Source organism: Niabella sp. ZPM-14, assembly GCF_055693045.2.
Window position 1 is genome coordinate 1,039,712 of sequence record NZ_CM181148.1, and the last position, 21,687, is coordinate 1,061,398.

Genomic DNA, 21,687 nt, shown 5'->3' on the forward strand with positions numbered 1-21,687 from the left:
AAATAAAAAATTATTTGTAAAATTTTTATTTATAATCTGATAAATATGCTATATATATAGTATAGTATCAAAGGGATCAAAAACCGGTTTCTTGAAAATTACGAACCAGGTTCAGAAACCTTGACGACAGTTATGTTAGTTTTGAAACATAGAAAAAATGGTGGTGCCGTAATTTTTCTCGAAGCTGTATTGATCAAACTGTTTATAATCGTTGCGCGGCGTATGCTCCAGGACAAACAGGCCCCCGGGCTTCAGAAGGCCCTGCGATACCACGATGCGTGGTAAATCGTCAATCTCCTTCAATGCATAAGGTGGTCCTGCGAAAATAAAATCGTATTGCTGGTTATGTCCCTGCAGGAATTTGAACACGTCCATTTTTACCAACCTGATGTTGTCGATCTTCAAAGCAGCTGCGGTCTTCTTGATAAAGTCAAACATCTGATTATCTTTCTCCACGATGGTAAGATCTGCCGCGCCGCGGCTGGCCAGTTCATAGCTGATGCAGCCCGTGCCTCCGAAAAGATCCAGCGTCTTCAACTCGTCAAAGTCAATACGATGCTGCAGCGTGTTGAACAAACCTTCCTTAGCCACATCGGTAGTAGGTCGTGTATACGGCATCTTTGAAGGTGGCTGTATCCTTCGCCCGCCTAGGCTTCCTGAAATAATTCGCATAGCACTAATTCATTGAGCGAAGCAAAATAATGGGGAGGAAGATCGGATGTATCATCAGACCACTTCGCATTGTTTAACGTTACATGTAAAAAATAGTCGTACAGTTCTTTATAGAGTTTCGAACTGGTATCTACCAAACCGGATACCTGCAACTGTACATCCTGTTGGGAAAGACCATAGACCTCACAGATCTTGAGCAGGTAGAACACCACATCGGTCGGCGTTTGATAAGTATAGGTTTTGGCCAGCAACAAACGGCTTCCTGCAAAAACCACTGCTGTAAACCTGTTGAGAGAAAAATCCAGTTTGAGCAATCCTGTATCTTCTCGGGCTGCCACGGAAGCGATCTGCGCCGTGTGGGCGTGCAGGTATACGGAAGATGGAAAATGGTGCACCACCCATGTCAAAATCGGAGGAGGCACCGCATAGATATTATTCATATCGGGGGTAACTGATTCCGTGATCACATGATCTTGCTGATCTGCACTTTCAAGGTACATAAATGGCGTCGGATCGGCCTGGCCCAGTTCGGCCGGCATCAGTGCGCTGTATCCAAAATCAAGAGAGGTAACGATACGCTCAAAATCGCCCTGAAGTATCGGGTTGTCGGAAAGTATTTCATCCAGGGCATCTACCGACAGGAATGGCAGCCGGTATCGCTTCAATTGTACGAGCCGCTGATCGTCAGGACGATAGATACAAAAACTTACATAAGTGGTGCCCAGCTGTAGGGCGAGGTAACTTTCACGAGGAACGATCTCCCCCTCTGTCGAAATAATAAACTGCTCCTGCAAAATAATGACGCTTTTAAATGGATGTTGACGGCAAATATCTGATTAAAAATCGACATGCTCCCCGGCTGGCGATAACCTCGTACCAAGGATGAACCGGTTCCCGACTTATGGGTAGAGCAGGTACTTTTTGCGCATTTCTTTGTAGCGGCTCAGGCCCGGCTCCCAGGATGCGCGTATTTCCGCCTCCGAAGCACCATTGATGATCTGCTGACGAAACTCGCCGGACCCGATCAGCCTTTCGATCGTTCCCATTTCCTTACTCAATTTGGAATCGAAAAATTTTTCTTTATGCGGATGCGCTTTGTACAATTCCATGATCCATTGCAAATTGATCTTGCCGCTTTTACGCAGGCGCTCCACATCGTAATTACGCAGGTCGAGGCCATAGCAACGCTGGTTCATAAAGAGCGGCGTTTCTGCCATTCCTTTTATGGAAACGGGTGTGAACGAAAACGAATACTTTCCTTTCAGTTCGGGGCTGCCTAAAACGGTAAAAGGAAATTGCGTTCCCCGGCCGTGATTGAGGTAGACACCCTCGAACATGCAGGTTGATGGATACAACAAGATTGCCTGTTGCGTGTTAAGGTTGGGAGAAGGCTTCACCGGTAACGTATAAGGCATATCATGTGAATAATTGGCCACTTTGATGATCTTCAATTTGCACTTTACTTTATTGGTAAGCCATCCTTCGCCATTGGCCATTTGCGCAAACTCGGCTACAGTCAAGCCATGCGACATCGGCAGCGGAAACATTCCGATCCCTGATTTATACTTCATGTCGAGAATAGGTCCATCAATGAGATAAGCATTGGGATTAGGCCGGTCGAGGATCAGCATCTCTTTGTCGTTCTCTGCACAGGCTTCCATCAGCCGCGAGAGGGCGTTGATATTAGTATAAAACCGAACGCCCACATCCTGCAAGTCGTAGATCAGGACATCCACATCAGCCATGTCCTGCCTGGTAGGCTTGTTCTTCGCTCCGTATAAAGAGATGATAGGTATGCCCGTTTCAGGATCTTTTTCATCTTTCACCTTGGCGCCTGCACTAACGTTGCCGCGAAAACCATGCTCCGGTCCAAACACCTTTACAATATTGATGCCCAGCGATTGCAGGCTGTCCACCAGGTGCTTTTTGCCGATGATGGTTGTAGGGTTGGCCATCACCGCTACGCGTTTGCCTTTAAGATAGTCTACATACAGATCGGTCTGATCAGCCCCCGTAATAATTTTTGGTGGGGTCTTTTGATCTTTAGCCGTGAAAGCATACAACAGAAAAACCATTGATACCAGGCATAAAGCGTAAAGTTTCATTCGCATATTTTCTTATTTGATTTTAGGTGAACGGGACCTTTGATGATCAGGATACTGTCATACCGGTTCCATCCGCATAACTTTATTTTCTTGTTTGAAAGTCGTCTTTATAATAACCAGACGAAGCAAAATGCGGGATCGTTACACGATCAGGGCTGTTAACGGAGCTCCTCCCGCCAGGGAACACCGGCACCATGTGCTCAAACTTACAGGAAATTTTTTATCCGGACGTTACATTCAGAGCGAACAGGCAGCTTAACAGGGCGAACGCCTAAGTTGTTATACCACCGATGCCTTTCCATCGAATGCACGCCATGCGGCTTATACCAAGGTAAAGCATGAGATTTAATACGCGTCTGACCGTCCCGGTCTGACGCGTTGATAAAACCACAGATACACAAATAAATAGTCCCTTTTTGGTATCTGGATCTTTCACGCGTAACGACATCGCATTATGATCTATTCGGACATGGATTTTAGTCGCAGACAATAAACAAAGAGAAAGATAAAAATGTGCCCCTTGGACAGCTTAACACAGCCATATAAAAAAGACAATTACCTTTGTGGCCTGATGAGACTATATGAAAGGCCTATGTTCAACCGCTTACAGCGGTCATACCGATCCGCCAGCCATTCGTTTTTTGCGGGACGATCTTAAGATCATGTCTGTAATTAAAGGCGGAACAAAAGAAGGCCGAAGCCACATCATCGTTATTTTGAACAGCCTGTACAGTCGAGTCACTTAAAACAAATGCCCATGAATAACAAAGAAGTCTATATCGTGTCCGCCGTGCGCACGCCGATGGGAAGTTTCGGAGGCGCTCTTAAAGATCTCACTGCTACGCAGCTCGGCGCTGCTGCCATCAAGGCGGCCGTTGAGAAAGCGGGCATCCAACCCGACCAGGTACAGGAAGTACTGATGGGCTGTGTGTTGCAGGCCAACCTGGGACAGGCGCCGGCGCGACAGGCTGCTAAATTTGCCGGCCTTCCGAATGAAGTGAATTGTACTACGGTGAATAAGGTATGTGCCAGCGGTATGAAAGCAATCGCTCAGGCAACGCAAAGTATCTTGTTAGGTGACGCGGACATTGTTGTCGCAGGCGGCATGGAGAGCATGAGCAACGTTCCCTTTTATGTAGGCAATTTGAGATGGGGCAATAAATACGGCAACACAGATTTGATCGACGGGCTGGCGAAAGATGGACTGACAGATGTTTACGATCAGAATGCCATGGGCATCGCCGCGGAACTTTGTGCAAGCGAATGTGGCATCAGCCGGGAAGCGCAGGACGCTTTTGCTGTTGAAAGCTACCAGCGCAGTCGTGCGGCATGGGATGAAGGAAAGTTTTATGAAGAAGTGGTGCCTGTTTCCGTTCCTCAAAGAAAAGGCGATCCCGTTGTTTTTGACAAGGATGAAGAACCGTTTAATGTTCAGTTTGAAAAGATACCAGCGTTACGGCCCGCGTTTAAAAAAGACGGCACCGTGACAGCGGCTAATGCCAGCACGATGAACGACGGCGCCGCCGCCTTAGTGCTGATGAGCCGTGAAAAAGCAGAAGCCCTCGGTATAAAGCCCATTGCACAAATCGTTTCATACGCCGATGCCGAACAGGCGCCGGAATGGTTTACCACTACCCCTTCGCTGGCCCTTCCCAAAGCCCTGGCAAAAGCCGGCTTAACGTCGGATCAAATTGATTGCTGGGAGCTCAATGAAGCTTTTAGTGTAGTGGGCATTGAAAATACCCGGCGCCTCGGACTTGACCCTGCCAAAGTGAATGTCAATGGCGGCGCGGTAGCCCTGGGGCATCCGTTAGGAGCCAGTGGCGCCCGGATTATTGTGACACTCATCCACGTGTTACAACAACAAGGTGCAGTGTATGGCGGTGCAGGCATTTGTAACGGTGGCGGAGGGGCCAGCGCTATGATCATTAAAAAATTGTAAAGAACTTGTATGACCAATTCCAAAGAACGCTTTTCAGATCGCGTAAGTAACTATATCAAATACAGACCAAAATATCCGACAGCCATTATAGAAGTGTTGCAGCAGGAAACAGGTTTCACTGCCCGGCACACGGTAGCCGACATAGGCGCCGGTACAGGATTTTTGACGGAGCTGTTCCTGTCGAACGGGAATCCCACTTTTGCGGTGGAACCTAATGAAGCCATGCGCAGTGCCTGCCAGGAACTGTATGGATCCAATAACAACCTGCGCATCATTTGCGGGTCGGCGGAACAAACGATGCTGCCTGACCAAAGCGTTGATATCGTGGTGGCGGGACAGGCTTTTCACTGGTTTGATCAGCGCGCCACGCAAAAAGAGTTTGAACGGATCCTGAAGGATAATGGGCGTGTGGTGCTGATCTGGAACGCCAGGAAAGATGACCAGCCCTTTACCAGGGGGTACGAAAATATATTGATCGACAACCTTCCGGAATACAAAACGCTGGATCACCGCAACGTGGATGACGCTGCGATCGCTTCTTTTTTTGGTCAAAAAAATATGCATAAAAAAATTCTTCCCAATAGCCAGACCTTCGACTGGGAATCGTTCAAAGGACGTGTACTTTCCTCTTCCTATGTGCCCACCACCGGTGATGTGCACGACCGGATCATGATGCAGATCCGAGATCTTTTTGAACGATACCAGACAGAAGGCAAGGCCGAATTCTTTTATGACACGCTGGTGTATTGGAGTGATTAGGTTATCCGCTCCAACTGACCTATTAAAATAGCAACGCCCTTTTCCGATTTGATTTTCACGCATAACATGTAATCATGTACTTCTATAAAACCGAGGCCAGGAACACCCTCAAACTGGCGCTTCCCATCATATTTGGTGAACTGGCACAAATGAGCCTTCACCTCATCGACACGGCCATGATCGGCTACACAGGCTATAAGCAACTCGCCGCGGCGGCGCTGGTATTGAATGTGATTAATATACCCTTCATCTTTGGTATTGGTGTAACAATCTCTGTGGCACAGATGGTATCGCTGGCGCGTGGCCGCTATGACAAACAATTAGTATCTCATTATTTCTATAATGGTTTCTGGCTCTGTGCAGCTTTTGGCGTGTTTATTTCGCTCGGGCTTTTCTTCGGCCGGAATATTTTGCTCCATCTGAAGCAGGACCCTGAAGTGGTGGCGCTGGCCATGCCATTCATGACCCTCATGAGTTTTTCGATCATCCCGATGGTGCTGTTCATGACCTTAAAACAATTTGCAGATGGGCTGGAATATACTAAGACAGCCATGACGCTTTCTATTGTTGCCATTCCTTTAAACGTGTTTTTAAACTGGCTGCTGATCTATGGAAACTGGGGATTTCCACGCCTTGAGCTGATTGGCGCCGGATACGCCACACTCATTACCCGCACGGCGATATTCGTGGCGTTGGGCGTCGTGATACTCAATCACAAAGTGTTCAGAAAATATATGTCTGTCGCAAGGAACCAGTGGAACTTCAAAAAGGACACGCTGGTTCAGCTCTTAAAAATCGGGATTCCCAGCAGCTTACAGATCGGCATGGAAGCCGGTGCTTTTGCCGTGTCAGGTATCCTGGTGGGTACGATTGGCGCAGCTCCTCAGGCTGCCCATCAGATCGCTTTGAGCTGTGCGGCTTTTGCCTTCATGGTATCCCTGGGCCTGTCGCAGGCGGGTTCTATCCGTGTGAGCAACGCATTTGGAAGCAACAATTGGAAACGCATTTCCGTAATAGGCAAAAGCACCGTCGTCATGGCATTGATCTATGGAACGATATGTTTTGTGTTATTTATTGTTTTCAGGCAACAGCTGCCTTTGCTTTTCAATCACGAGACGAAAGTCGTAGGTATTGCTGCGGGGCTATTGCTTTTCGCAGCCGCCTTTCAGATACCCGATGCGATACAGGCTACCAGTGCAGGCCTGTTGCGCGGCATCAAAGATGTCAATGTGCCCACCCTCTTCATTTTCATTGCCTACTGGATCCTGGGTATACCGCTCGGCTACCTGATGGCCTTTCACTTCGGTATGGCCGAAAAAGGCGTCTGGATGGGCTTTATCAGCGGCTTGACCTTCTCGGCACTGTTTCTGACGATCCGGTTCTTGAAAAAAACCCGGCAGCATTTGTAATATGAAACGGGGTTAGAGGAAGTCTTCTCTTAAAGGCGAGAAGGCGTCGACCAGCACACCGGCCTCCAGGCAAACACATCCGTGTAGCACATCCGGTGGCACGAAATAGCCATCGCCTTTATTGAGTATTTTCACTTCGGCGCCGATGGTCAGCTCGAAGCGTCCGCTTTCGACATAACTTACCTGCACGTGAGGGTGTTGGTGCATGGCTCCGACAGCGCCGTCCTGGAATCTGACTTTGACCATCATGATCTGGTCATTATAGCCAAAAAGTTGCCGCTCTACCCCGCCGCCCAGATCCTGCCAGGGCAGCTCTGCGGCGATTTGAAAAAATGGTTGCTCCATGCTCCGAAGATATCAAACAAATCGTTGCTTCCGAAAGATTGGGCCTGATTGAGCCTTGGCATTGCTGGGCAGAAACGTACACGAGTGAAATTTTTTCATTATAGCATGACATTCTGACTTTATTGACGCAGGCGGTATCAATTTTGAGCCACATGAAAAAAAATTTATATGGTTCAGGAAAAAGGTACTATTTCGATTCACACGGAGAATATCTTCCCGATAATTAAAAAGTTTTTATACAGCGATCACGAAATATTCCTCCGGGAACTGGTTTCTAACGCAGTAGATGCGATCCAGAAGGCCAAAAGGCTGGTATCCCTTGGACAGTTCAACGGGGAGTTGGGCGAACCATTGGTTCAGGTGAAGCTGGATGCGGATGCCAAAACGATTACGATCTCAGATAATGGTATTGGTATGACGGCCGGGGAGATCAAGAAATATATCAACCAGGTCGCCTTTTCAGGCGCAAGTGAGTTCCTGGAAAAATTCAAAGAGGCGAAGGACGCGCATGAGATCATCGGTCAGTTTGGTTTAGGATTTTATTCCGCCTTCATGGTAGCCGACAAAGTGGAGATCCAGACGTTAAGCTATCAACCCGGCGCAGAACCTGCCCGGTGGGTGTGCGACGGAAGCACGAGCTTTGAATTAAGCGAAGGCAACCGCACGGAGCGCGGAACGGATATCATTCTTTACATCAACGAAGAGAATAAAGACTTCCTGGAAAACTACAAACTCCAGTCGATCTTAGATAAATATGCTAAGTTCTTACCCGTACCCGTGCAGTTCGGTACCAGGACGACCAGTGAGCCGGACGGCGAAGACGAGGAGGGTAAACCCAAATATAAGGACGTTGAGGTACCCAACATTATCAACACCGTAAAACCTATATGGACGAAGGCGCCTTCAGAACTAAAAGATGAGGATTACCTGAGCTTTTATAAAGAACTCTACCCATTCAGTGAAGACCCCTTATTCTGGATTCACCTGAATGTAGACTATCCGTTCAACCTCACCGGTGTCTTATATTTTCCTAAAATCAAAAACGACGTTGAGATACAGCGCAACAAGATCAAGTTATTCAGCCGCCAGGTGTTTATCACGGATGATGTGAAAGACATTGTGCCTGAATTTCTGATGCTGCTGCATGGCGTGATCGATTCGCCCGATATTCCGCTCAACGTGTCACGATCCTTTTTGCAGGCAGATGGCAATGTAAAAAAGATCAATGCACACATTACTAAAAAAGTAGCGGATAAATTAGCGGAGTTGTTTAAGAACGACAGAAAAAGCTATGAAGAAAAATGGAACGACATCGGCGTGTTTGTAAAATATGGCATCATCAGCGAACCTAAGTTTGCGGAGCGCGCCAAAGACTTCGTGCTGATGACCAATGTAAAAAAGGAATTCTTTACTTTATCTGAATACAAAGACAAGGTGACGGAAGCACAAACAGATAAAGACGGAAATGTGATTTACCTGTATTCTAACAACGCTGACAAGCAACATAGCTATATTAGTGCCGCAGAGAAAAAAGGGTATGATGTCTTGTTGCTGGACGGACCGCTGGACAATCATTTCGTCAGCCACCTGGAACGCGACCTGGAGAAAACGCAGATCAAGCGTGTAGATGCGGATGTGATCGAGAAGTTGATCGACAAAGATGAAAAAGTAGAAAGCGCTTTAAGCGAAGAGCAAAGCAAAGAGCTGGAAACTGTTTTCAAAGAAGCGATCACCAGGCCGGGCATGGAAGTGTCTATCGAAAATCTATCACCTGACGCGATGCCGGTAACGGTGACGATGGATGAATTTATGCGTCGCATGAAAGATATGGCGGCGATGGGCGGCGGTATGAACTTCTACGGATCGATGCCGGATAAATACAAGGTAGCGGTAAACGCCAACCACCCGCTGGCTTCCAGGATCCTCGGCGAAACCAACAGCGAGGCCCGGAAAGCACTGGCACACCAAGCATTTGACCTTGCGCTGCTGGCACAGGGCATGCTGACGGGTGCAGAGCTGACTTCTTTTGTAGAGAGAAGCGTGAAGATGATCTGATAACAATCTTATAAAATGAGTAGTAGAACGCCGGGCTATGCCCGGCGTTCTGATTTTTATGTTAACGTGAACTTTGAGTGCATAACATTTTTATCCCGGGCGTTGTGCCCATAAGAGCGATATTTCATGCCGGTCTTTGTGGCTTCAGCGGCTCCGCACTAATTCCTGGCGCTGGTAGCGCTTTCTCACCCGATGATTGGATGGGTGCTTGCGTAGAGAAACGGTCAGACGGAGACCGTCAGACCGGGTTAGCTGGGATTAACTCCCTACTCTGCGTGCTTTGCCAACAAATCTTTGCGCGCTTCGCGGTAAAAAATCACATAAAAAGAAAAAATGGCATGCACCCTGAACTTTTACCTCTACTTAAAAAATGGAATTATGGAGACTATTTTATTACAAATAAATAATGAAAAAGCCTACAAGTTAATTGAAGATTTGGAGGCTTTGGATATTGTAACAATATTGAAAAAAGAAAATGATCATTCCAAGACCAAGCTTTCCGAAAAATTTTCCGGCGCTTTGAAACTTTCAGAAAAAGAATATTCAGATTTTCAGAATTACGCTACCGAAATTCGCAAAGAGCGGGAAAGAGATTTTTAACAGACACGAATGTAGTGATAGATTATTTAGACAATAAACTTCCTACCTCAGCCATGCATTTTATGCATAACATAATTGATGAAACACCTAACTTATCAGTTATCACTAAGATTGAGTTGTTAAGATTCAATAGTGATGATCGAGTCTACGCGATACTCAGAAATTGTGTTCTTGTATCCAACATTTTCCGCCTGACTGACGACATAGTGGATATAACGATTTCAATATGATCAAGCTCCCGGACGGAATCATCGCCGCTACTGCACTTTGCTTCGACCTCACCCTTTTGTCGAGAAACGAAGCGAACTTTAAGCATATCAAGGATTTGAAGTTATTGAACCCCTGGGAAGCTTAATGGTCCTGAAAATCAGATAGCAAATACGAAAAGGCACTGACATATTGAACTCATAAAAACGCCGGACATATATCCGGCGTTTGCTTTTCCGACCATTATTCTTTTACCTGTGGTGCCTTAAGCTCAACCTTTGGCGGCGGCGGCGGTGGCAGCATCTCCGCCCTGTTGCGCTGCTCATACGTCATTTTTTGATACAGGACCGGTATTTGTTCCGTCTTTCCTTCGAGATACCGGTAACCGGTTTTCCGACCTTCCTTCATTTCTTTGACAATGTTGTTGTATTGCTCCAATTCTTCTTCAGTCACACCCGGCCCTTCCGGCGCAGACTGCACCACTTTAGGCGCCGCAAACTTTTTTACTTCAATTTTCGGAGAGCGCTCAACTTTTGGTGCAGGTGGTAATGGAATCTCTTCTACCTTCGGTGCTGGCGGTGGCGGAACGCTTTCCGGAGTGGGGAACTGAATGGACGCGCTCGTGTCCCGAGCTGCTGCAGCAACGGCGCTATCCGCAGGCACCACTGCCGATCCGTTGGCGGTCGTACCGCTATCGTTGACCGCCAGCGTGTCTCCTGTCCGTTTTTCAATAGTATTACATCCGGCTATAACGGCAATGGCCAACACCGGTGGGACCGCCAGCAAGGCCAGCGCAGCCCGTTTTTTATTGAATGTTTTACTTAACATCGTTAATCGTTTTTTTGTGGTGAAAAAATGAAAACTGCTGACGAAGGCCAGGACCGGTTGCGCAACGGCCCGTTGTAACAAAATAGCCTGATAACCGCGCACGTTATCATACTGTTTTATTACGGCGTCATCTGCCAATAGTTCGTGGTTGAGTTGTATAGATCGCTTGTACAAGTAAAGAAGAGGATTCCACCAGGCGATGACCTGGAGCAGCTCGACACACAGGATATCCCAGCTATGTTTCTGCCTGATGTGTGCCATCTCATGGGCCAGCACTTCTGCTTCCACCCTACCCTGTTCGTGCTCTGCCCTGTTGAGAAATATCGTATTTAAAAAGCTGTGCGGCGTTACCGGTTCGTCAGTAAGCGACAGGAAAATGCCTGGCGCCAAAGTTTGTCCTCCCCTCCCCAGGCGTCGAAGAATTTGGAGCAGGTTTTTAATAAGCCGCGCTAACAGCCCGGCGCTTATTAAGGACGCCGCTGCCAAAAGCAGGTCTTGCCAATGACGCTGCCACCACGGCGCAGCCTCCCGGTCAGCGGGCAGCCAGGTTTCCTGCAACCCGGCAAGTTCTTGTACCGGAGCGACAACCGGTGCGCTGATCTCAAAAGTGATAAGTGGAATAATGAAAGACATTATCAAAGCACAGAGCAGAAATACCCTGTTGAAAATGAACAACTTTTCTTTACTCAAAAAGAAATGATACAATGCATAAAACAGGGCACTGCAGGCAATCGTTTTAAACAGGTAAAGGGTCATTTTTTCTTTTTTTGGATTTCAGAATCGATAATCTTCTTTAGCTCCTCCAGCTGCTCCTTCGTGAGTCTGCTTTCCTTCGTGAAAAAAGAAGCAAATTGAATCACCGAATCGTCGAAATAATCTTTGATCATTGTATTGACGTGTTTAGAGAAGTAATCAGCCTTCTTTATTAAAGGACGATATTCCCTCGAATTTCCACATTGCTTGTAGCCTATCACCCCCTTATCTGTCATGCGCTTTAATAATGTTGCGACGGTCGTGCTGGCAGGTCTGGGATCGGGAAAGCACTCGATCAGGTCTTTCATAAAGGCCTTTTCTTTTTGCCACAAGTACTCCATCAACTGTTCTTCTGATTTAGACAACTTTATCATTCTACAAATATAGATTTTGCTCTACAAATGTAGAACAAATATTGAATAATAAAATTTTTTTTGAATGGACCTTCGCGGATCGGGTAAGCTATCGCTTAAAAAGAAAATCCCCACCGGTTGGGAACCAGTGGGGATCGTTTATTAGTTTATCGAAGGTGATCAGAATATCTGGCTGTTATTGTTCCGGTCTATATCAGCCATACGTTGGGAAGGATCTATTTCCAGCTGCGCGATCTCTGTCAGCGTCAGGTCTGTTTCCACCACATAAGTGGGACTGGTCCAATGCCAGGCGGCATACACTTTTCTACGGGCATTGCCTTCAGCTGGTTTGACGCCGTACATGAGATCCAGTGGAATATAGTGCAGCTCTTTATTGTTGTTCTTTAAAGTAATGACCAGGTCAACCGGCATAGGCATCAATCCGTTATTTCGCAGGCGAACTTTAGTCTTACCGTTTTCCGCCCACACGCTATCGATTGAATAGTCGATCGTCTTCGTACTGTTTACCCAGAACTCCTGGTACCAGTCGAGTTTCATGCCGCTCACTTTTTCAGACAGCCGGATAAGATCGTTGATATTGGGATGCCTGAATCTCCATTTCCTGTCATATTCTAAAAGGATCTGATCCCGCACCTGCCCGCTTACGATATAACCCAACTGCTCCATGAAAATGGACCCCTTGGAATAGCTTGCGACACTGTAAGCGAAATTGGTATTGAAATGATCCGCGTGCGTCGTCAGCGGTTCTTCCAGTCCGCTGCGCACCAGGTAGAAGTAGGAGCTATAACTATCTTTCTGCGGAAAGGTTGCTGTGTCGCCTTTTAACCAGGCATCGGTCCGCTGCTCCGCATAAGTGGTGAAACCCTCATCCATCCAGGGATACATACTTTCGTTGGTCGCGATCACCCCCTGGTACCAGCTATGAAACCATTCATGCAGCCAGGCTCCGGGACTGGCCAGCAAAGTGGCCATCGGGTACTCCATGCCACCGTCGCCACCGGTGATAAACGAATATTGCTGATAAGGATAAGGACCAAATGTGGCCTTCATAAAAGGATACGCTTTTTCGGCCAGCGTCAGGATCTGCTCCCACTCTTCCGGTGCTTTGCCTGCGGGCTTGTACAATAAATGCAGAGTAATACCATCAATTATTTTCCTGGACTGATGAACAAACTCCGGATCAGCGGCCCACATAAAATCATGTACGCTATCAGCCCTGAACTTCCAGGTTAGCTTGTCGGTTGCAGGAGGCTTTACACGTGTTCCGGCTGTTTCGTATCCATAGCCGATCTGGTTGGCATTGCTCAGGTAACCGGTACCTCCAAGAATATATTTTTTATCAATAGTGATGTTTACATCAAAAGACCCGAAAGGACCGTAAAACTCCCGTCCCACGTAGGGTGTCGGATGCCAGCCCTCCTTGTCGTAAGCACAGATGCGGGGATACCATTGGCTCATCGAATAACGCACTTTGGTGCCCGGGTTGTCCCGCCCGCTACGCCTGATCTGCAGCGGCACCTGCGCTTCAAAATCCATATCAAACGTTACTTTTTGTCCCGGAAGGATTGCTTTGGTCAGCGGCACAATCAATATGGTCTCCAACACTTCAAATGGCTGGGCTACACCGTTCATAGTAAGTGACTTTACCTTCTGGTAGCCTATTTCATCGGGCTTCAAATGGGCAATGCGATCCTTCACACGCCCATCCCAATCGGGCCGGCCGCCCACTTTGATCGTCCCCTGCCGTTGGCTCCTCGTATCCATCATACTGCCGGGCTGGAAGGCATTCCAGTACAGATGATAAAAGACCTTTTTCAGCGTGTCGGGTGACTGATTCCAGTATTCGAGCTTTTGTTTTCCCGTAAAACGATTGGTCTGGACATTCATGTCCACGTCCATTACATATTTAACCCGCTGTTGCCAGTAGCCGCTTTGAGCAATAGACAAACCGGATATACATAAGGCAAAAAATAAACCTGCAAACTTTTTCATCATAACTATTATCCTTAATTACTAATGATACAAATATAAGCGGATGAGTTTTTGAGCTTATGGACGATGGGCCATAGATCATTTCTACACTACTTCCCTTCCACTATGATCACGATCTCGCCTTTCACCGTTTTCCGGGAAAAGTATTCCGCCACCTCCTGCAATGTTCCGCGTTTGTTTTCTTCGAATAGCTTTGTGAGTTCACGGCTAACGCTGCAGCGTCTTTCAGGGCTAAAATACTGGGCAAGATCATTCAGTGTTTTCACCAGCCGCATGGGAGATTCGTAGAAGATCATCGTCCGCTCTTCTTCTTTGAGCTTTTCCAGGAGCGTATGACGCCCTTTTTTTAAAGGTAAAAAACCCTCAAAGCAAAAGCTGTTGGTAGGCAACCCGCTGTTGACCAGGGCCGGCACAAAGGCGGTGGCGCCGGGCAATGTCTGCACAGCAATATCACTCTGAACGCAGGCCCGAACCAGTAAGAACGCGGGATCTGAAATCCCCGGAGTACCTGCATCCGTGACCAGGGCTATGGTTTTGCCCGCCGCCAGTTGCTGCACCAGGTGTTCAACGATCTTATGTTCGTTATGTTGATGGTACGGTGAAAGTGGCTTCGAGATACCGTAATGGTTCAGCAGATGCGACGTAGTGCGGGTATCTTCTGCGAGGATAACATCCACCTCTTTTAATACCTCTAAAGCCCTCAGGGTAATATCTTTCAAATTTCCGATGGGTGTGGGAATGAGGTAGAGCATTAAAGGATGTAGGATTTATGATGTAGGATGTATGATGTATGATATAGCAACGCCATTCAGCGATGGGTCAACCAGTGGTCGACTACTTCAGGCTGCCTTATATAAATCAAAGATCATACATCCGACATTATGAAATAACAGTTACTTCGAAATATTCCATAACCGCGTTGGCCAAAAGCTTTTTAGCAGCTTCTTCACCTACTGATTTAGCAGCTTCGGGCGATTCCGCATCCACCTGCAACGTAATGTTCTTACCCACGCGAACGTCGGACACATTGTTCAATCCCAGGTTTTCCAGTCCGCCTTTTACGGCCTTTCCCTGTGGATCTAATAATTCTTTCAACGGCATGATCACCACCTGAACTGTATAAGTCATCTCTGTTTATTTTTTTATCGGATCGATAGTTATGGGATTCGCAATCAAAATTTTGGATCGCTCCGGCTGCCCGTGGTCATCCGTATCTCCGAAAATTTTTATGCTTACTCCTGTTGTTTAAACTTTGTTGGGTCTAAAAATCAAAGATACGAGAACATATGCCACAAATATTACCGGAACGGCCAGCCATTTTAAAAAAATAATGGCCAATACACTGATGAGCAGCAATATGAACTTATCTGTATTTGTTTTGACACTGAAATTTTTAAATTTTAAACTAACCAGCGGCAGATTGGATACCATGAGCAGCGATACGACAACGATGGTAGCGTAAAGCACATACGGATTCTGCAACCATTGAGAAGCCAGCGGATCGCTGTTGAAGATCAATGGCAGCGAGGCAACCGTCAGCCCGGCGGCCGGGCTCGGAACGCCTTTGAAATAAAAGCTTTGCTCTTTATCCAGGTTGAACTTGGCGAGGCGCCACACGGCACAACAAGGCAACAGTAATGCAGGTAACAAGTACCAGATGTTATCTGCGGGCATTTGGTTTTTAGTCAACGACATTTCGAGAAACCGGTACATGATCATGCCCGGAGCTACACCAAAAGTTACCGCGTCTGCCAGGGAATCGAGTTGTGCGCCCATTTCGGAAGTGGCATTGAACAGCCTGGCTACAAATCCATCCAGGAAATCGACCACTGCGGCTAAGAAAATGAAAACACCGCCTATCATCAAACCCATCGAAAAAGCACCGGGCGCTGTGGTAAACAAAAAGCCATCATTCTTAAAAATGTAAATGATCGCGATGCAACCAAAGACCAGGTTGAGTAACGTAAATAGATTCGGGATTTGTTTCATTGTGTGAGAAAGACCATTGCCCATGGTCCATGGTCTATGAACTTTACTTTTTCATCAACCTCTCGATATCATCAGCTTCGATGGGAATATTTTTCATCAGATCAACATTTCCGTTTTTAGTGAGCCAGAAATTATTCTCGATGCGTATACCCATGTTTTCTTCTTCAATATAAATACCCGGCTCTATGGTAAGCAGCATACCGGCTTTTAACGGTGTGCGGAACGGACCCAGATCGTGCACATCCACGCCCAGGTGATGCGAAATGCCATGATAGGTATATTTGCGATAAGCCCTGTTTTGAGGATCTTCATTCTTGACGTCTGCTTTGGTGAGAAGTCCTAATTTGATGTACTGCTTAGTCAGTTCATCGCCCACTTTTTCGTGGTAATCGGCAATGGCAATGCCTGGTTTCAGAATGCTGGCAGCGTAGCGATGTACGGCCAGGCACGCATTATATACCTCCTTTTGTCGTTTGGTAAACCTTCCGTTGACAGGTACTGTCCGCGTCAGATCAGCATTGTAGCCTCCATACTCAGCACCGAAATCCATCAATATCAACTCACCATCTTTACACTGGTTATTATTAAAAATGTAATGCAGCACGCGCGCATTGTCGCCACTGGCAATGATACTGTTGTACCCCTCACCGGTAGCGCGCTGGCTAAGGAAGGAATGAACGATCTCTGCTTCAATTTCATATTCCCACACGCCCGGCCGGATAAATTGCAGCAGGCGTCTGAAAGTCTTATCGGTAATATCCATCGCCTTCTGAGCCACTTCTACTTCGTAAGGCGTCTTTACCGCACGTAATTCATGCAGTATGGGAGCGGCTCTCAGGTAGTGGTGCAGCGGGTATCTTTCCTGGATATGTTTAATGTACCGGGTTTGCGCAGTTTCGAGCCAGGAGCCTTTACGGTCATGCTCGTTAGAGTCCAGGTATACATGTTCCGCTGCGTGCATCCAGGCCTGGAAGAGCGCCGGTAAGGCGTCAAGCCAAACGATGGTCGTAATGCCATTGATCGCGGTAGCTTCTGTAGCCCGCAGGCGACGTCCGTCCCACTTTTCTTTTAATTCGTTAGGCCTTACTAATACGAGCACTTCCCTGTATTTCGGATCCGGGTTGTCGGGAAACAGGATCAGCATGGACTCTTCCTGTCGGATGCCGGTCAGCCAAAAGAGAGAGCTGCTTGGTTTGTATTTGTAAAGCGCATCTGCGTTTTGGGGCGCCTCGTCATTCGCTACAAATATCGCGATCGAGTTGCGCTGCATTTTTTTTACGAAACGTTCCTTGTTGTTGATAAACAATTTAGGGTTGATTGGTAAATACTTCATTGGTAATGGTATTTAAGCCGCTAAAGGTAGGGCAAAAACCATGTCCATCAAAAAAGGAGCCTCCAACCCGGCAGAAAAACGATACCGGCAGAGACGATCCATAAACTCGAACAGGAGTGCCTATCGGCCTGCTTAAGAATTGTTCTTTGTTCCGTTCTCACCTCTGTCATCATTACGCGGCGCCTCTAAAACCGGCGCGTGATGCCCAGGCTAAATTGTCCGGATGGATTGGCGTCTCGCGGAGGTTGCTGGGTCCAGGTAGACGGGAAATTTCCGGGCTTGTTAGCGTGCACTAATCCTCCGATATCAGCGCCGAAAGAAATCAAACATTTCCGGTTAATATGCAACATTGCCGTGCTGGCCAGGCCGACGCCGCCTACGGTGGCTTTCTTATCGGTTACATACACCCGGTTGTTCGTAATGAACGACCCGTTATTTTCGCTGACATAATACTCATGTTGAAATTCCCGCCGCGAGATCGAATAGTAAGCTCCTACCCCGACGCGCAATTGTCCGAAAAATTTAGTGTACACTTTCACATCAAACCGGGAACCGAATTGCTTACGGTTAAACGCTACAAACGGCGCCGCGCCTACACCCACTATTTCATTGGCGAACAGCCTTTCGTATCGTACAAACAAACCATAAGTCGACTTACTTTGATCAGGTCTGCTGTAATAGCGATGGTTAATATCGCCGATAAAATAGCCGGCAGTCAATAAATTATCCGGCAGGCTCCGGGGATACTTTTTCTTATTTTTAATGATCAGCGCTACCCTGTGAGACACCGGCGGCTCAGCCCGTTCATCGAACACTTTACGTCCACGTTTATCGAAGGTTTCCACACTTCCGTTTTCAAATACGATGCGGATAATTTTAGAGATGGCTATTTTGTAATCAGGGCCAGAAAGGTTGTCTGCCTTCTTATAGACAACATGCCCTTCTCCGATTTCGGTCACGTTGGAAAGGATCGATGTTTTGTCTTTGAGATATATCGTATCCTGCGCGCGACCGGCAGTAACAGCCAGCAGCGCCAGAAAAGTTAATAAAAGCGTGCGCATTAGTTGTTGGTATTTTTTATTTGTGAAATAAATATCGGATCCAGCGGATCAGAGATATCGAATAAGGCGATGCCGCCGGCTACGTAAACAAAAAGTGTGTTGTCGAACGGGATCACATCGGTATAATTATTTCCCTCGTTAACAACCTTGACCACTTCAGGCTTATTGCGGTCTGTCACATCCACCACTGCTAATCCTGCTTCTGCGCAGCAGACATAGAGCGTATTGTTGTGGATACCTAATCCATAAGGTTGTGGCAGTCCTGTGGTACTTTTTAATACAGGATTCAGGATCTTACCTCCCGATATATCGTAAATATTGAGCACATTCTGTATGCCACCGCAACGGGAATTATTATTTCGCAGCGTTACATAAGCAAAGTCCCCGTCTGTCACCACCGGATCGCAGGCTCTTACATGATTGACAACTCCCTGTCTCGCCGGCTTTTTGGGATCACTGATGTCATAGATATACATCGCGGAACCCGCACCAATAAAGAGCTTGTCCTTATAAGGAAAGATCGTTTCCACATCAAACCCAACACTTACTGTGTTTTGCAATTTAACATCTGCAGGATTTGAAATATTATACACTTTCAGCTCGCTTTGGTTGACAACATAAAGATGGTCGTTGTTAATGGCCACCCTTGCGATCGAGCCTCCTTTACCGGATTCTGCCGCGGGACCGTTGACATTAATATTATTATTGGCTTTGCGGCATCCCATCCATATGCAGGCGGCTATTAAAAAAAGTAATGGTAATTTCTTTTTCATGGTTAACGTTTTAGAAGAAGCATTTAGGATCGGCTAATTGTGTTTTCACCCAGCCCGTGATCACTTTTCCGGGCAGATCAACGGGGCATTCAAAGTAACCAGGTTCCGGGGGAAGGGTTTGGAAAGCCGCGCTCATAAAGGTTCCCGGTGTGCGGCTAAGTACTTTCAGTCCTGAGGCGTTGAATCGGAGCGATACCAGCTTGTCATAATTGTTGGTAAAGATGACGTCATTTTTGACCGCCACTTCGCTGCAACCCCGGATGGATATAAATCCAATATTGCGGGGGTTCTCTTTTTGCGACACATCGATCAGGTGAATTCCTTGACCCGCCTCTACCTGGAACAGGGTATCACCTAAAAGGTAGATCTTCCCCCCGTTCTCAACCGCTTTCCCCTGAGACTGATAGGAAACGACATACAGCGACGCGGTGTCCTCATAGACCGGTTGATAGCCGGTAACGGTGCCCGGCTTTTTTGTGTAGGATAGAAGCGCTGTGAAGCCGAGCAAGACCACAGCAAACGTAGTAATGGTTTTTACTTTTCTCATAGTTCAATACAGTTTTAAGGTTATAACGAAAATGTTTAATAAGTCGCAACAAGCAATAGTAAAAAAATACCGGCACAACGCGCCGTTAAATTTTTGTAAATTAATTCCTTAAGACTGATAGAAAGTTATAATAAGTTGCCAGGGCGATTTAGAATAGCCCGTACAGCGTGGAATCGATCTTAGCAATGATCTCTCCCAGGTGTTCTTCATTCTCTCCAAATTTGTTTTTATCAACGTCGATCACGAGCAGCGGTCCTTCCTTATAGCTCCCGATCCATTTGTTGTAAAACTCGTTCAGTCGTTTGAGATAGTCAAGCCGAATATTTTCTTCATATTCTCTTCCGCGCTTTTGGATCTGGCCCACGAGCGTCGGTACAGAAGCATTCAGATAAATCAGCAGATCCGGAGGTTTCACCATTTTTTTCAGCGTCTGAAAAAATTCAAAGTAGTTGTCAAAATCGCGCTTGCTCATCAACCCCATCTCGTGAAGGTTCGGTGCAAATATGTTAGCATCTTCATAGATGGTGCGGTCCTGGATAATCGTCTCCGTTCCGTTTTGAATATCCAGCAACTGCTTTAAACGACCATGAAGAAAATAGATCTGCAGGTTGAAGCTCCACCGTGGCATGTCTTCATAGAAATCCATCAGGTAGGGATTGTGATCTACATCTTCAAAGTTGGGAATCCATTTGTAATGCTTGGCCAGCATTTGCGTCAACGTCGTCTTCCCGGCGCCTATGTTGCCGGCAATAGCAATATGTTTAGGTTTCAATTTTGATTTGGCCATGTTGCAGGGATGCTTGACGCTTTAAGCTGTTGGGCTGTAAGCAGGGTATTTAAAAATTGAAAATAGTAACTCTTTCGCTAACGGGCTAAAAATATTTTAACCCCATCGCCCTGCGTACTTCACTGATGGTTTTGTCCGCACTCTCCGCGGCCTTCTGGGCGCCTACTTTCAGAATGATATTCAATTCGGATTCGTTAGCCCTTATGTCGCGGGCTTTCTGGCGGATCGGTGTTATATATTGCACCATGTCTTCAGCCAGCTGCTTCTTCAGATCACCATACCGGATACTGCAGCTGTTGTAATCTGCCTCATATTTTTTGATCACATCTTCCTGGCTCACCAGCTTCATCAGATCGAACACGTTTTCGATATAATCCGGCTTTACACTATTCGGCTCGGTAGGTCCTGCGTCTGTTTTGGCTTTCATGATCTTCTTACGGATCAGGTCATCATCGTCAGACAGGTAAATTGTGGCGTATTGGTTTTCGCTCTTGCTCATTTTGCCCGCGCCGTCGAGGCTGGGTACTTTCAACAATTGTTCTCCGAAGTTGAAAGCTTTCGCTTCCGGGAAAACATCACCATACCTATGGTTGAAACGGTTGGCGAATGTGCGGGTCATTTCCAGGTGTTGTTCCTGGTCTTTACCCACAGGCACCAGTTGTGCGCGGTGGATCATAATATCGGCGGCCATCAGCACGGGATAAGTTAGCAAACCCGCATTCACATTTTCCGGCTGCAACCGCACTTTATCTTTGAAAGTCGTTGTTTTTTCCAGCTCGCCTTTATAGGCCATCATATTGAGGAACAGGTAAAGCTCCGATGTCTGCGGCAGATCGCTCTGGCAATAAAGAATCGCTCTATCAGGGTCGAGGCCACAAGCCAGGTATTCTGATACCACATTCAGCACATTCTCTTTTAACTCTTTCGTATCAGGATGCGTGGTGAGGGAATGCAGATCGGCGATAAAGAAATAACACTGGTATTCCTGCTGCATTTTTACATAATTGCGCAGCGCTCCGAAATAATTACCCAGGTGTAAATTGCCGGTCGGACGTACTCCGCTTACCACTACCTCCCCGCCCGCAGGCAGTTGCTCATTATTATTGCTCATAGGGCGCGAAGATAAATGGTAATTGGAAAATTTTAAAGCAAGGCC

General features: G+C 46.9%; 22 protein-coding genes. 6 read left to right on the top strand and 16 right to left on the bottom strand.

The features are described 5' to 3' along the window. Window positions 1–135: 135 nt before the first annotated feature. The 3 genes from ACU37H_RS04430 to ACU37H_RS04440 form a co-directional block, all read right to left on the bottom strand. Complete coding sequence (locus tag ACU37H_RS04430) at window positions 136–618, bottom strand: RsmD family RNA methyltransferase (protein WP_472703151.1); 483 nt, start codon at window positions 616–618, stop codon at window positions 136–138. A 29-nt stretch (window positions 619–647) separates the two neighbouring features. Further along, a complete protein-coding gene (locus ACU37H_RS04435) occupies window positions 648–1,466 on the bottom strand; it encodes a DUF3822 family protein (protein WP_472703152.1) in 819 nt (272 codons plus the stop codon). Between the two features lie 105 nt (window positions 1,467–1,571). Then, window positions 1,572–2,783 carry an exo-beta-N-acetylmuramidase NamZ family protein gene (locus tag ACU37H_RS04440; RefSeq protein ID WP_472703153.1) on the bottom strand — a complete coding sequence of 404 codons (1,212 nt, stop codon included), beginning with the start codon at window positions 2,781–2,783 and terminating at the stop codon, window positions 1,572–1,574. 751 nt (window positions 2,784–3,534) lie between these two features. Between ACU37H_RS04440 and ACU37H_RS04445 the strand changes: the two genes are divergently transcribed. The 3 genes from ACU37H_RS04445 to ACU37H_RS04455 all read left to right on the top strand — a co-directional run bounded on the left by ACU37H_RS04445 (window position 3,535) and on the right by ACU37H_RS04455 (window position 6,887). Then, the gene (locus ACU37H_RS04445; protein WP_472703154.1) at window positions 3,535–4,719 is read left to right on the top strand and encodes a thiolase family protein; all 1,185 of its coding nucleotides are present in this window, start codon (window positions 3,535–3,537) and stop codon (window positions 4,717–4,719) included. 9 nt (window positions 4,720–4,728) lie between these two features. After that, window positions 4,729–5,478 carry a class I SAM-dependent methyltransferase gene (locus ACU37H_RS04450; RefSeq protein ID WP_472703155.1) on the top strand — a complete coding sequence of 250 codons (750 nt, stop codon included), beginning with the start codon at window positions 4,729–4,731 and terminating at the stop codon, window positions 5,476–5,478. A 74-nt stretch (window positions 5,479–5,552) separates the two neighbouring features. Then, entirely contained in the window at window positions 5,553–6,887 is a 1,335-nt protein-coding gene (locus ACU37H_RS04455; protein WP_472703156.1) for an MATE family efflux transporter, read from the top strand. Window positions 6,888–6,899: 12 nt separating this feature from the next. On the opposite strand, the gene ACU37H_RS04460 is transcribed toward ACU37H_RS04455, so the two are convergent. Next, window positions 6,900–7,232 (bottom strand): cupin domain-containing protein, encoded by a 333-nt coding sequence (locus tag ACU37H_RS04460; protein WP_472703157.1) that lies wholly within the window; start codon window positions 7,230–7,232, stop codon window positions 6,900–6,902. 168 nt (window positions 7,233–7,400) lie between these two features. On the opposite strand from ACU37H_RS04460, the gene htpG reads away from it, so the two are divergent. From htpG to ACU37H_RS04475, 3 genes are all read left to right on the top strand, one after another. Further along, entirely contained in the window at window positions 7,401–9,287 is a 1,887-nt protein-coding gene (gene htpG, locus ACU37H_RS04465) for a molecular chaperone HtpG (RefSeq protein WP_472703158.1), read from the top strand. A 378-nt stretch (window positions 9,288–9,665) separates the two neighbouring features. Beyond that, window positions 9,666–9,887 (top strand): hypothetical protein, encoded by a 222-nt coding sequence (locus ACU37H_RS04470; protein ID WP_472703159.1) that lies wholly within the window; start codon window positions 9,666–9,668, stop codon window positions 9,885–9,887. 226 nt (window positions 9,888–10,113) lie between these two features. Next, window positions 10,114–10,242, top strand: coding sequence for a PIN domain-containing protein (locus ACU37H_RS04475; RefSeq protein WP_472703160.1), 129 nt, complete (start codon window positions 10,114–10,116; stop codon window positions 10,240–10,242). Window positions 10,243–10,337: 95 nt separating this feature from the next. Here ACU37H_RS04475 and ACU37H_RS04480 read toward each other — a convergent pair whose 3' ends face one another. From ACU37H_RS04480 to trpS, 12 genes are all read right to left on the bottom strand, one after another. Further along, on the bottom strand, window positions 10,338–11,678 hold the full coding sequence (locus ACU37H_RS04480; protein WP_472703161.1) for a M56 family metallopeptidase: 1,341 nt from the start codon (window positions 11,676–11,678) through the stop codon (window positions 10,338–10,340). After that, entirely contained in the window at window positions 11,675–12,049 is a 375-nt protein-coding gene (locus ACU37H_RS04485) for a BlaI/MecI/CopY family transcriptional regulator (protein WP_472703162.1), read from the bottom strand. Before ACU37H_RS04485 ends, ACU37H_RS04480 begins: the two co-directional genes overlap by 4 nt. A 159-nt stretch (window positions 12,050–12,208) precedes the next feature. Then, window positions 12,209–14,044 carry a M1 family metallopeptidase gene (locus ACU37H_RS04490; protein WP_472703163.1) on the bottom strand — a complete coding sequence of 612 codons (1,836 nt, stop codon included), beginning with the start codon at window positions 14,042–14,044 and terminating at the stop codon, window positions 12,209–12,211. Between the two features lie 86 nt (window positions 14,045–14,130). After that, a complete protein-coding gene (gene rsmI / locus ACU37H_RS04495; protein WP_472703164.1) occupies window positions 14,131–14,793 on the bottom strand; it encodes a 16S rRNA (cytidine(1402)-2'-O)-methyltransferase in 663 nt (220 codons plus the stop codon). Window positions 14,794–14,920: 127 nt separating this feature from the next. Next, window positions 14,921–15,169, bottom strand: a complete 249-nt coding sequence (purS, locus tag ACU37H_RS04500; RefSeq protein WP_472703165.1) for a phosphoribosylformylglycinamidine synthase subunit PurS — start codon at window positions 15,167–15,169, stop codon at window positions 14,921–14,923. 117 nt (window positions 15,170–15,286) lie between these two features. Next, a complete protein-coding gene (locus ACU37H_RS04505; protein WP_472703166.1) occupies window positions 15,287–16,030 on the bottom strand; it encodes a CDP-alcohol phosphatidyltransferase family protein in 744 nt (247 codons plus the stop codon). A 43-nt stretch (window positions 16,031–16,073) separates the two neighbouring features. Next, the gene (locus ACU37H_RS04510; RefSeq protein ID WP_472703167.1) at window positions 16,074–17,363 is read right to left on the bottom strand and encodes an aminopeptidase P N-terminal domain-containing protein; all 1,290 of its coding nucleotides are present in this window, start codon (window positions 17,361–17,363) and stop codon (window positions 16,074–16,076) included. Window positions 17,364–17,548: 185 nt separating this feature from the next. Then, window positions 17,549–18,424 (bottom strand): hypothetical protein, encoded by an 876-nt coding sequence (locus tag ACU37H_RS04515; RefSeq protein WP_472703168.1) that lies wholly within the window; start codon window positions 18,422–18,424, stop codon window positions 17,549–17,551. Further along, window positions 18,424–19,197: an LVIVD repeat-containing protein gene (locus tag ACU37H_RS04520; protein WP_472703169.1), complete on the bottom strand. Its 774-nt coding sequence runs from the start codon at window positions 19,195–19,197 to the stop codon at window positions 18,424–18,426. Before ACU37H_RS04520 ends, ACU37H_RS04515 begins: the two co-directional genes overlap by 1 nt. Window positions 19,198–19,207: 10 nt before the next feature. Further along, on the bottom strand, window positions 19,208–19,744 hold the full coding sequence (locus tag ACU37H_RS04525) for a hypothetical protein (RefSeq protein WP_472703170.1): 537 nt from the start codon (window positions 19,742–19,744) through the stop codon (window positions 19,208–19,210). Between the two features lie 148 nt (window positions 19,745–19,892). Beyond that, window positions 19,893–20,531: a deoxynucleoside kinase gene (locus ACU37H_RS04530; RefSeq protein ID WP_472703171.1), complete on the bottom strand. Its 639-nt coding sequence runs from the start codon at window positions 20,529–20,531 to the stop codon at window positions 19,893–19,895. An 85-nt stretch (window positions 20,532–20,616) separates the two neighbouring features. After that, the gene (gene trpS, locus ACU37H_RS04535; protein WP_472703172.1) at window positions 20,617–21,642 is read right to left on the bottom strand and encodes a tryptophan--tRNA ligase; all 1,026 of its coding nucleotides are present in this window, start codon (window positions 21,640–21,642) and stop codon (window positions 20,617–20,619) included. Window positions 21,643–21,687 lie beyond the last annotated feature (45 nt).